The 12,308-nt window shown below is 58.4% G+C and carries 8 protein-coding genes and 1 pseudogene; 5 read left to right on the forward strand and 4 right to left on the reverse strand.

All coding sequences use genetic code 11. The annotated features are described in order from the left end of the window. Positions 1 to 249: 249 nt before the first annotated feature. The 4 genes and pseudogenes from CI41S_RS14740 to CI41S_RS14750 form a co-directional block, all read left to right on the forward strand. A complete protein-coding gene (locus tag CI41S_RS14740) occupies positions 250 to 1,953 on the forward strand; it encodes an MFS transporter (RefSeq protein ID WP_139859977.1) in 1,704 nt (567 codons plus the stop codon). 333 nt (positions 1,954 to 2,286) lie between these two features. Further along, positions 2,287 to 2,454, forward strand: a complete 168-nt coding sequence (locus CI41S_RS43480; RefSeq protein WP_172628049.1) for a hypothetical protein — start codon at positions 2,287 to 2,289, stop codon at positions 2,452 to 2,454. 7 nt (positions 2,455 to 2,461) lie between these two features. After that, on the forward strand, positions 2,462 to 2,746 hold the full coding sequence (locus CI41S_RS44330) for a transposase (protein ID WP_244626517.1): 285 nt from the start codon (positions 2,462 to 2,464) through the stop codon (positions 2,744 to 2,746). 275 nt (positions 2,747 to 3,021) lie between these two features. Continuing rightward, positions 3,022 to 3,528: pseudogene (locus CI41S_RS14750) on the forward strand (IS21 family transposase); the annotation flags it as partial. Between the two features lie 511 nt (positions 3,529 to 4,039). Here the strand turns inward: CI41S_RS14750 and CI41S_RS14755 are convergent. From CI41S_RS14755 to pimC, 3 genes are all read right to left on the reverse strand, one after another. Then, entirely contained in the window at positions 4,040 to 4,474 is a 435-nt protein-coding gene (locus CI41S_RS14755; protein ID WP_139859979.1) for a GtrA family protein, read from the reverse strand. A 1,340-nt stretch (positions 4,475 to 5,814) separates the two neighbouring features. Further along, entirely contained in the window at positions 5,815 to 6,957 is a 1,143-nt protein-coding gene (pimD, locus tag CI41S_RS14760; protein WP_139859981.1) for a pimeloyl-CoA dehydrogenase small subunit, read from the reverse strand. Positions 6,958 to 7,078: 121 nt separating this feature from the next. Further along, positions 7,079 to 8,257: a pimeloyl-CoA dehydrogenase large subunit gene (gene pimC / locus CI41S_RS14765; protein ID WP_139859983.1), complete on the reverse strand. Its 1,179-nt coding sequence runs from the start codon at positions 8,255 to 8,257 to the stop codon at positions 7,079 to 7,081. 1,226 nt (positions 8,258 to 9,483) lie between these two features. Here pimC and CI41S_RS14770 point away from each other — a divergent pair. After that, positions 9,484 to 10,553 (forward strand): IS630 family transposase gene (locus CI41S_RS14770; RefSeq protein ID WP_430650021.1). Its coding sequence is split into 2 segments (ribosomal slippage): positions 9,484 to 9,976 and positions 9,976 to 10,553, totalling 1,071 coding nucleotides; the frame shifts between segments, so codons are not numbered across the junction. A gap of 245 nt (positions 10,554 to 10,798) precedes the next feature. Here the strand turns inward: CI41S_RS14770 and CI41S_RS14775 are convergent. After that, positions 10,799 to 11,647: an acyl-CoA thioesterase gene (locus CI41S_RS14775; RefSeq protein WP_139859985.1), complete on the reverse strand. Its 849-nt coding sequence runs from the start codon at positions 11,645 to 11,647 to the stop codon at positions 10,799 to 10,801. Positions 11,648 to 12,308: the final 661 nt, after the last annotated feature.

Genomic DNA, 12,308 nt, shown 5'->3' on the forward strand with positions numbered 1-12,308 from the left:
GTGAACTCGACCAGGACGTGGGAAAGCATCGCGCCTAGCTGGCGAGCGGCTTTGTCCCGATGAGAAGCCGGCGCGACGTGCGAACTGCTTCGCGATCATTGCTCTAGGAAGTAGAAAGTTTTCGACGGCCGAGACGGCTCCGGACCTTGGGATACTGCAGGAGTTCTTCGTACGCAAACCGCGCAAGTGTTGCTCGCCAAGGCAGTGGCTGGCCGCGAATCTTCCGGAGAGGCCTGGGAAGCAGGTGATATGATTGAGCCGTCCAAGTTCGACCTGTTCAGCGCCGAGGACATCGCTGCACCGCTGCGCTATCCCACGTTTCGACGAATCTGGTTAGCGAGCCTGTTATCCAATCTCGGTATCCTGATCCAAGGCGTCGGCGCGGCCTGGGCCATGACGGAGATGGCGTCGTCTGCCGACAAGGTGGCGCTGGTCCAGACGGCGATGATGCTCCCGGTGATGCTGATTGCGATGCCCGCGGGCGCCATCGCAGATATGTATGACCGTCGAATCGTGATGCTTATCTCGCTCGCAGTTGCGTTTTGTGGCGCGACCGCAATGACCGCACTCGATTGGCTCGGGCTGACCACGCCGGATCTACTGCTGGTGCTTTGCTTTGTAGTCGGAAGCGGCATGGCGCTGATGGGGCCGGCTTGGGCCTCCTCTGTGGGCGAGCAGGTACCAAGCGAGGTGTTGCCATCAGCGGTCGCGCTCAACGGCATTAGTTATAACATCGCACGCAGCTTTGGGCCCGCGGTCGGCGGAGTCGTGGTTGCGCTTGTGGGCGCGGTGGCGGCCTTCGCGCTCAACGCTGTGCTTTACCTGCCGCTGATGGTGGCCTTGTTTTTCTGGAGACGTGTGCCTAGCCCGTCGCGGCTCCCGCGCGAGCAACTAAGCCGAGCCATCGTCTCAGGCGTCCGCTACATTACCAATTCCCCATCGATAAAGATCGTGCTCACCCGCACGATGGTAACCTCCCTTGTCGGCGGCTCCATCCAAGCGCTGATGCCGCTTGTTGCCCGCGACCTGGTAGATGGCGGAGCGCAAACGTACGGCATCTTGCTAGGCGCGTTCGGGTTGGGATCGGTAATAGGAGCACTGAACCTCGGCGAGATGCGCAAGCGCATGACCGGCGAGGAGGCGGTCCGTGCCTGCACGATCTCGATGAGCGGGGCGATCGCGGCGGCCGCGCTCAGCCACTCCACCGTGTTGACTGCCGCCGCCCTGGTCTTGGCCGGTGCCGTGTGGACGGTCGTGTGGACGCTGTTCAACATCGGCGTGCAGCTCTCCGCACCTCGCTGGGTTGCTGGTCGTTCGCTTGCGGCTTGGCAGGCTGCATTCTCTGGCGGAATGGCCATCTCTGGTTGGGGCTGGGGACGGCTGGCCGACGTCGCTGGCGTCGAAAATACCCTGCTCATCTCGGCGACACTATTGCTGGCCTTGCCGCTACTTGGGCTCGCGCTACCCATGCCGCGCATCAACGCGCGCGGTGAAGATGCTGAGCTACTCGCCGATCCCGAAGTGCGGCTTCCACTCACCGATCGTAGCGGGCCGCTCGTGGTGGAAATCGAGTATCGTGTTGCGCTGGAGAACGCGCGCCCCTTTCACAACCTGATGCAGGGCATACAGCTCTACCGCCAGCGAAACGGGGCCTATGGTTGGTCCATCGCGCGAGACATCGCCGATCCCGAGCTGTGGACGGAGAGGTATCACTGCCCGACGTGGTTGGATTATTTGCGTCAGCGCAACCGCTGGACGAAATCAGAACGCGCACTGGATGATCAAGCGACAGCTTTCCACATTGGACCAAGTCCACTCCGCGTTCGACGCATGCTAGAGCGCCCCTTCGGATCCGTGCGGTGGAAGGAAAACGTCCCTGACCTCGACCCGAATGAGGTTGCTCCGGTTGCAACTTCCGAGCAAAGCAAGCTGCAGTCGCGAGTGCAGACCTGAGATCTCGATCGAAGCGGTCGGCCTGTAACGATCAATCGAATGTATGTAAAGCACAAAAAGGCGGCTGCTTCGGAACATCGCGTCTGACCACCCATCGTCCACGATCACAGAGCCTTTGCGCATCACGCTCAGCATACCGCGCTGATCTGTTTCGGCGGGTTCGCGCTAGGACGAGTCGTATATGTATCTCTATGCATCGCTCCCCTTTTCGACGCATTCGCCTCGAGTTCTGAGAATCCACTTACGCTGGGACCGTCGGGCACTGACGATGAGCTCTTAGCGTTTGTCGATTAGCTAACTAAGAGCACAGACCAACTTGCCCTCCGGAAGAGCATGGCCGATCTCGCCATGGCGCTGAACCGATCTTCCTTTGCCTACCTTGGCCTGCCCGAGAAGCCGGGCAACAGTCCCGACCTTATCTCGATGTATCGTAAGCGCCGTTCATCGGCCACCTACCGGATGACTGGGCGATTCGAGTCTGCGGCTTATTTGAACCGTTAGGCTCAGAATGGACACAGTACATAGTGCTATCACGGAGCCAGTTCGGCGGCTTGACGTCTTCGCCGGAGCTGGCCGTCAGCGGAAGTGGAGCGACGAGGACAAGGCGCCGATTGTTGCGGAGATCGTGGCGAGCGGCGACTCGGTTTGCTCGGTAGCGCGACGGCGTGGATTGTCGCCAAAGCAGTTGTTTGGCCGGCGACATCAGTTGCGAGAAGCAGCGCGCTGTCATTCCGAAGCAGAAGACAGTTTGTGCGGGCGGTCGTGGATGCGGGATGCCAGCGCCCGCTCTTAGCCATGAGCGCAAAGCGGTGCGTAAGGAAAAGCAGATTCCGGGGTCATCGAGATCGAAGGTGACGGCAACACTATCCGGGCCCGTCGTCGTGCGGGCCCAAGGATTATAGCGTCGATCGGTAAGCGGCAAAGAGGCCCATCTGGCGAAGTGGTGAGCGATAGGCTATCGGCGCAGAGTTTGTGAGCCGATGTGAGCTTCTATGTCTGCGCCTAGTTCTGGAACTAGAATCTTTCATATGATCGAAATGGTCGCCGACCGTCTTGAGGGAACGCCGCGGCAGCTTCGCCGACGCTACGCTGGAGCGGCGCATCAACGCCTGGCGGGCGCTCAATGGCCCCGAACAGGACGTGATCTTCCGCCAGCAGCACGAGCCCGGCCGCCTGGGTCTGTCCGACTTCACCGACGTGAGCGCGCTCGGTATTACCATCGCAGGTGAGCCGCTCAATCACCGGCTCTATCACTTCCGGTTGGCGTTCTCCGGCTTCGAGCATGCCCATGTCGTGCTCGGCGGCGAAAGCTTCGTCGCCCTGGCGGAGGGCTTGCAGAACGCGCTGTGGGCGCTTGGTGGCGTGCCGCGGGAGCATCGCAGCGACAGCCTGTCGGCAGCGTTCCGCAATCTGGCCGCCGACGCACGGGAGGATCTGACGCAGCGCTACGCCGGGCTGATGGGCCACTATGGCATGGCGCCAACGCGCAACAATGCGGGCATCGCACATGAGAACGGCTCGATCGAGAGCGCGCACGGCCATCTCAAGCGTAAGCGTAGCTCTGCAGCCCTTTTGAATGACGTTCTAAGTCGCAAATCTGAGAGATTTCCATAGGCGACCGCAAACGCTTGGGACGCGCTCGCTTTTAACTCATCGGGTCTTCAGATTGGACCCCTCATGTGTGGTAGGGAGCGCTCGCCGTTGCGAGGTCCTTCCGGACCTATTCCACGCGCAAACTACGCGCCATGTAAGTCATCCAATGATTTGATGAATTGAGCGTCACCGATCGTCGCCAGATCGGCACAAATTGTCAGTTAGCGAGTTCAGTGAAGCATCTTCGAAAGATATTATTGGCATCGCGTTCGGAGCGCGGTTTGTGAAGAAGTGATCATACGTGTTGTATCAACGATCCGGTACTCTAAATCGGAGTTGTAAAGTGAAATCCCGATTGTTCATCCATCAATCGCGACATCATGCGGATAATGGGACAACCATCACGGCGTGGCCGCATGGATTTCACGATCCATCTGTCCACCAGTTGGAATTGCGAGCATCTCTGTGTTTAGCTCTTCCTTGAAACGCAACATCACGATCGAACTCGCTCTGATCGGGGTCTGCCAAATACAAAATAGCGACTAATCGCGTAAGAGAGCAGGACGAGAAGGGGAAGGGAAAAGAGTTGCCCGGCGAGCGGCGATATCGCCAGAGCGGTCAATTTGTCCAGCAGCAGGATATTGACGAGCCAAACGGCTGCTTGGCCAACCACAAAGGGCAGGAGAGTGGAAAGTCTCCGATTGCGAAACACCAGCCTTCCCGTGGAATGGAAACTAACACCAACGCCGCACGCGGTCGCGACCGTTACGGCAAGTTGATGAGAGTCGAACAGTAGGTAAACAAGGGCGAACAGAGCGTAGCCGAAGGCGGTGTTGACGGCACCGACGAGAACAAATCGGACCAACGTGACCAGTGTGCGCCCGTCCCCATAGCCTGGGGCACCATCTCCCTGAACTTCACTAGCCATGGCCGTCTCTCGCGCCGCCCGCAGCCATTTCAAGAGCAGGCAACACGATTTCAAGGGGAGGCCAGGAGCGGTACACGAGCGAAACGACCTTTCCTAAGTACGAGGCGCGATTTGAACGAAGCGAGTGGCGGCAAGGTCGAGGAGTCTATGCTTGCTGATGAGTCCCTCGGTATAAGGAACGACCCCTACACATGCGCGCGCCCACCAGCCGCGTGCAAGCAAATGATGGCCTCCAGCTCAAGTGCTCTGGCACAGTCTCGTTATATCGGACCTGGTAAGGTGACAAAGACCCGTGGCATTAATCGACGCGGTGAGTCGGCTCTGCGCAGTTCATGAAATTCGCGGTCTCCCGTTACGTCGCTGCCTCTGCACGGTCCCGATCTTTCGTCTCCGAATCATCATTTCCGTTCGCGGTTCGGCGTTTTCCGATGGAAGAGTACAGGAAAGAGAAAAGGAGTCTCCCTACCAAATTCTGGAGGGAAGGGCTGGGCGGCAAGCGTATTATTTGCCCTGAGAGCGAGCCGGCGTGAACAAAATGGAAGTCACGATGACGATTGTATCGCTAAGATATCCCGCTGCCAGCCAAGTTTTGCGTCCCCTAGGGGCAATAATCCTGCCGACCGCGCAATCGGTTTTCTACGAAGTAGCCCTAAATAGCGATACAATTTCTTAAGCAGGATTTTCCTTCGTGTGAAGGTACAGGGAAAATAGCACGATGGCACGTGCCGACTGCAGGTCGAAGGAGGCATATCCTTACGCCAAGGAAGCAGAACCGTGGACATAGCCTCGGAGTACCTTCGCCGCGACCGGAGTACCACACAGACTATCGAATCCTGGAAAGCACATCATCTGCGCAGCGGACCATTCGCCTGGTCCATGTCGGACTGCTCGCTTGCGCGGTGGCTATTGCGCATTCTTCAGTCGCAAGCACAGAGAGAAGTCGGACTCATTCTGAGTGCTCGGCCGATCCGCAAGGCGTTGCGAAAACTTGCGACATGCACTGCAGCAATAACAACTGAATATGCCGGGTATTCCGTTGAAACAAACGTCAGCAACATCTGCTTACATTTGGGCAGGAGAACCACCGGCACCATAACCGGCCGCCATCAGCCGTGCACACCCCTAACTACGGTGGTAGCGCTAATTAGCATACCTTGAGCCGCCGTTACAGCCTGAACAGCATTGCACCGCAGTCCTGGAAGGCTCGCCTCGCACATCCACGTCTTTGCAGGCAGGATGTGGTGTCCCGCAGCCGTTTTTGTAGTCCTTTCTGAAGCGTTACGTGAGCGAACAAGGCTGGCCATCACGATCATTGCGTCGCTATTGGCTCGTCCAACAGATCACACCAGCACGCCGCTCTCACTGACGCGACGGAGGTGATAACGCGTATCCCCAAATGTGTTCTCGATCATGGCCAGCCGTTTGAAATAGTGGCCGATCTTGGCCTCCATAGTCATACCGATCCCGCCGTGTAGTTGAATCGATTGCTGGCCGATAAATTTTCCGCTCATGCCGATCTGCATCTTTGCCGCCGCGACGGTCTTCGCACGCTCGGCCCCGTCGCCGAAATCGACCGCCATGGTTGCGAACATCGACATCGAGCGCGCCTGTTCCAGTGCAACGAACATATCCGCAACCCGATGCTGGAGGCTCTGAAAGCTGCCGATCGGCACGCCGAACTGATTTCGCGTTTTGAGATATTCGACAGTGATCTTCAGCGATTCATCCATAGCGCCGACCGCTTCCGCGCAGAGCGCGGTGCGGGCCTCATCGACCACGCGCTCGATCAGGAGCAAAGCGTTATTGGGATCGCCGATTGCCGCGTGAGCTCCGACTTCCACGCCGGTGAAGGTGATGTCTGCGGCACGCAGGCCGTCCTGCGTGGGATAGGTTTCCTTAGTGATACCCTTGACGTTACTAGGCACGAGGAAGACGCCGATACCGGCCGTGTCGCGCTGCGCACCCTCGGTGCGCGCGGTGACGACAAGCGTGTCGGCGCTCTCACCATTGATGACGACGAATTTCTTGCCCTCGATCACCCAGCTCTGCCCCCTCTTCCTCGCCGACGTCGTGACGTCGTGAAGGTCATACCGCGAATCCTTCTCGAGCTGTGCGAAGGCAAAAGTCTTCCTGCCGTCGATGATCGGGGGGATGTGCTCCGCTCTCTGCGCGGCCGAGCCGCCATGACGCAGGAAGCCGCCGCTGATCACTACCGTTGCGAGATACGGCTCCAGCACCAACGCCTTTCCAAGCGCGTCCATCACGATCATGGCTTCCACCGCGCCGAGACCAAAGCCGCCATCCACTTCCGCGAAGGGAAGGCCCAAGAGACCCTGCTCGGCGAGCCGGCGCCAGATGTCTTGGCTCCAACCGCCCGTCTCCTTCATGTACTTCTTGCGCTGCGTGAACTGATAGCCGTCGCTGAGTAATCCATCGACAGCTTCCTTAAGCAGCCGCTGCTCCTCGGATAACTCGAAATCCATTTTTCTCGGCATCCCGTAACTGACAGGTGTTTACCCACGCGCGGGAAGGACGGGTTGTCCGATGCGCAGAGAGGGGCGCCCCACCCCGTCCCTTCCCACTAGAGGGCCGGAAAGGACGAAATTAGAGCCCCAGCACCGCCTTCGTGATGATGTTGCGCTGGATCTCATTCGAGCCCCCGTAGATCGAGACCTTGCGGTTGTTAAAGTAGCTCTGCGCGATCCAATCCGTCGCTTCGTATGACGAATCGGGATGCTCGCCGTAAGGCGCTGCGAACGGCCCGATCACCTCCATCAATAGCTCCGTTGTGGTCTGCTGGATTTCCGAACCCTTGATCTTGAGCACGGAAGAGGCTGGATTGGGCTTGCCCTTTTCATGCTTGGTTTCATCCGCGACGACCCGCAGCTGCGTCAGCTCCAGAGCCTTCAGCTCGACTTCACAGGCCGCCAGCCTCTCGCGGAAGGCAGGATCTTCAAGCACTGGACGGCCGCCCGACTTGAACTTCGAGGCGAGTTCCTTGATGCGGCGGAGGCGCTCCTTGGAGACGCCGACGCGCGCAATGCCGGTGCGTTCATTGCCGAGCAGGAATTTCGCGTAGTCCCAGCCCTTGTTCTCCTCGCCGACGAGATTTTCCACGGGCACCTCGACGTCGTCTAAGAACACCTCGTTGATCTCATGACCACCGTCGATGGTCTGGATCGGGCGCACCGTGATGCCCCTGCTCTTCATATTTACTAGGATGAAGGAGATGCCCGCCTGTTTCTTGGCGGTCGGATCGGTGCGGCAAAGGCAGAAGATCATGTCGGCATATTGGGCCAGGGTTGTCCACGTCTTCTGGCCGTTAATGACGTACTTGTCGCCCTTTCGTTCCGCCTTGGTCTTTAGCGAAGCTAGGTCCGAGCCGGATCCTGGCTCGGAAAAACCTTGGCACCACCAATCGTCCATGTTAGCGATCCGCGGCAGATAATGTTTCTTCTGTGTCTCGCTTCCGAAAGTATAGATGACTGGCCCGACCATGGCGACGCCGAAGGCAAGTGGCACTGGCGCCGGATACATCTGCAGCTCTTCTTTGAATATGTACTGTTGCACCGAGGTCCAGCCGGTCCCGCCATACTCCTTCGGCCATTGGCTCACGCACCAACCTTTCTTGTTCAGGATGCGCCACCAAGCTACCATCTCGTCTTTGGACAGTTGCGCCCCTTCGACCAGCTTGCGTCGCATCTCCGGCGGCACGGTTTCGCGCAGGAACTGCCGAACCTCTTCTCGGAAAGCACGCTCCTCATTGGTGAATGCGAGATCCATAGCCTCCTCCTGTGGGCAGTTCAATATTGAGCGACGTGAATCCCGAAGAGCGGGAGTTCCGAAACGGTTACCGGCCCCTTCTTGAAGTTGAAGCTGGGTCCTCTCCCAGGGCGTCGTTTGCTTCACTCGAGACATGCTCCGGATCAGCCGGCTGCTGGTCGCTCGCGCGTTTTGGCTCATGATGCGGCTCAGGATACACTCGATCCTTTCCGGAAGAACTTCTTGCCGATAGGCATAAGCAACCATTGTGCCACAGACACTGAAGCGGATTGCGCATCGATCCTTTGAGCCTGCGTGGCAAATGATCGTAATGGCGACAGCTCTTGTGGCATTGTCAAAAACGAGACAAAGTCACAACAAACAACGGCACGAATCACGCCTCCGATAGGCGGTGGTAGCAACATATGTTCTTCGAAGATCCGAGCCGAGCGATGCCAGTGGGTGAGGATGGACAACGGCAGCTTTCTCGAATTGGCTGCTCACGGCAGTCTTCCCGACGGCCACTCCACCACGCTATTATGAGTCTTCTGGAAGCAGCAGTGCTCTCGCGTTCTTGGGTGCGGCGCCCTCTCAAAGCTGGAACCATTCCATTGCAATCCGGTGCAGTTGCTCATGATCATGAAGGAACAAGGATTTGCAGTGACCGCGATAGATGACTCGCGAGTTCGTCGAATGCGGGATTCGTCCCGCCCGCGTGGGAGTATTTGCTTGCGCATGCGCTGCTTGTGCCTCCGGCCTATCTGGATTACCAAGCGCGATCGACGTGATCTCCTAGTCAATAAGCTGCAACAAGACATCGAGAGTCACTGTGGCGCAGTCGCACCAAGATGGGTGACGACGTTATTTGACGCCGATTGGGAATAGTCTTAGCAATTCCCACTTCTATCGGTGAATCTGCAGGGGCTATCAAGGACTGGCGATCAGACGTATCGACATGCCATCGGCGATCACGCAGCAAGGCCGGCAGGGCTGATAACTCCGGCAACGGCATCGTGCCAATCTTCCCCAAAACGCGCTGGCTCGGGCGCAGCGTAGCCGCGTCACACTCGGTGTTGGGGTTACTAGATTTCGCTTCACGCCGGCGAGCAGCTATTCTTTGTCGCGCACACTACTCGTGGCCGCGGACCCAAGGCTACCTAATACCAATCCGCTGAGGTGGTGACTCACGGCGGGCATTCCCAAATCAGAGGATCGATGATTCAACATGGCAACTGGAGGGAGTTGCCATGGGCCAGCCGATTGCGGTTCGAACGGATTTTGCAGCGGTTGAGGTGCGCCGGCTGGCGCGGCGGGCGAAGGACAGCGATCAGGTCCGGCGGCTTCTGGCGATCGCTGCGGTGCTCGATGGCGCATCGCGGGCGGAGGCCGCCAAGGTCGGCGGGATGGACCGGCAGACGCTTCGCGACTGGGTGATCAGATTCAACGAGCAAGGGCCTGATGGTCTGATCAATGTTCCCGCGCCAGGTGCGCCGGCGAAGCTCAACACGGAGCACCGGGCGTTTCTGGCGCGGATCGTGGACGAAGGGCCGACCCCGCCCATCCATGGCGTGGTGCGCTGGCGGGCCTGTGACCTGATCATGCGGCTGCATGAGGAGTTCGGCATCTCGGTGTCAGACGATACGGTCTATCGAGCCCTCAAGGACCTCGGCTTCTCACACGTCAGCGCCCGGCCGAGAGCATACAAGCAGGATCCCGAGGCGATCGAGGCATTTAAAAAAAATTCCACGCTCGCGTGGAGGAAATCCGCAGCAGCCTTGCGCCGGACACGCCGGTAGAGGTGTGGTTCCAGGATGAGATGCGGGTGGGGCAGAAGAACAAGCTCACCTATCGCTGGGCTAGAAAGGGATCGCGGCCGCGGGCCACTCACGACCAGCGCACGCAATCGACCTACCTGTTCGGTGCCGTGTGCCCGGAGCTCGGAACCGGCGCGGCACTGGTTCTGCCCTTCTGTAACAGCGAGGCCATGCAGCTTCATCTCAACGAGATCGCAAGCAAGGTCAGCCCTGGCGCCCACGCCATCGTCATCCTCGATCAGGCTGGGTGGCACGGAGCGAAGGAGCTGAAGATCCCGCACAACATCTCGCTGATGCCGTTGCCGCCGCGTTCGCCCGAGCTGAACAGCCAGGAGAATATCTGGCAGTTCATGCGCCAAAACTGGCTGTCAAACCGCGTCTTCAAATCCTATGACAACATCGTCGATCACTGCTGTTTCGCCTGGAACACTCTCATCGATCAGCCGTGGAAGATCATGTCAATCGCGCTCCGCGATTGGGCCTACATCGGTCGATCAATTTGAGGATTGGTATAAGCCCTGAGCTGAGAAGTGGCGTGACGCTGGCGCCGTCACGGCGGATGTGGGCAACCGCGCCGATCGCGCGAAGTTTTTACCGTAGGAACTGTCCGCAAGCACTCGGAATCTAGCGACCACGATTCCTGCGTCGTTAGAAAGACGACTTCCCACGTGCAGAGGACGATTGCCACGGTGATCGTGCATCCGTTCGAAGCCGCTGATCATAAATCCAGTCTGACAGCATGTGAACCTCAGCGTCGCTCCCGCACCGAGCCCTCCTGGGCGACGGACGCAATCAGCGCACCGTCGGATCTAAAGATCAGGCCTCGCGTGAGGCCGCGGCCGGCTTGCGCGCTTGGTGAATCATGCGCATAAAGTAGCCAATCGTCGACGCGGAACCGCCGATGAAACCACATTGCGTGGTCGAGGCTCACGGCCATTATCCGCCTATCGAAGGGCGCACGGCCGTGGCGCGCGGTTACCGCATCGAGCAGCGAGTAATCGGAGGCATAGGCCAGCGCGCACATATGCAGCGCCGGCTCGTCCGGTAGCTTCTCGGCAATTCTAATCCACATATGAACGCGGCCGTCATCGACCTTCTGGCCCAGATACCGGCCAGTCTCGACCGGGCTCAGGTCGATCGCATAGTATCGGCGAATGAACTCAGGCCTTTCGACAAATGTAGGCGGCTCGAATACTTCCTTGACTGTGCATTTTTCTCGCGGCGGAACCACGGGCATTTTGGCTTGGTGGTCGAAAGCGCCCTTCTCCTCGGCATGGAAGGACATCACGATCGACAAAATTTCATTGCTACGCTGCATCGCGGTCACGCGCCTGATTGAATAGCTGTTGTCGTCGCGCAAATGCTCGACTTGAAAAATGATTGGAAAATGCGTTTCGCCAGCTTGGATAAAACAGCAGTGAAGCGAATGTGGCAGCCGGCGTTCCGCTGTTCGGCATGCCGCGACCATTGCCTGGGCGATCACTTGGCCGCCGAATAATACTCGGGCACCGCTGCCCGCGGCATTGCCGCGAAATAGGTTTCTCTCGATCGGTTCTAGATCGAGAAGGGCACGCAGGTCGAGCAGGATCTCGGACATTGATGTGCCTCCAGCTCTTCAGCGACGATTACGGGCTCGACGCAGCCATAATCTACAGTATGTCCACGTGCTCATCGAGCCGTCATGGAATGCACGGCGCTTTGTCTCGGGCTCCGTTCCGCCGTTGCCCCGTGCAGTCAGAAAGCGCGGCCTGAAGGCGCTCGTGTAACGACGAATTCATTTGAACTCTGCGGTATACCTAGCGTGCGAACGACACTATCCGTGACAATCCCCAGCAATTCGCGTGCCGCCAGGATTGTGTGCATTGCTTGACGAGTCAGAATGCCCATGGGTCTTGTTCTCTCGCAGCGAACTGCTCACTGTTTTGGTCCCGACATGTGCGTCTCCAGCTCGACACTGGCAAGACGACAGTCCCGCGTGAAGTCACGACGGTTGCATCTCATACCGGAGTTGGCCACAGCCGCATCGAAACAATCCCGCAGACGCTCACATGAGTAAATCGAAGCGGGGCGTTGATCGTAAAACGATTAGGACTTTCAGCCGTTTGGAATTGATCCGCTGTGGACTGGAGGAGAAGACGTGTTGTATACCAGCCATGACTTCCCGCGAACAAACGGGCTGAGGCGTCCGAAGAGCTTGCCAACAAAACTCGATTTGATTTCTGACCGCGCAAGCAGCTTGAACGTTCTGGACAGGAGTG

It is taken from the genome of Bradyrhizobium ivorense, from assembly GCF_900696085.1.
GTDB classification, from domain to species: Bacteria; Pseudomonadota; Alphaproteobacteria; order Rhizobiales; family Xanthobacteraceae; genus Bradyrhizobium; species Bradyrhizobium ivorense.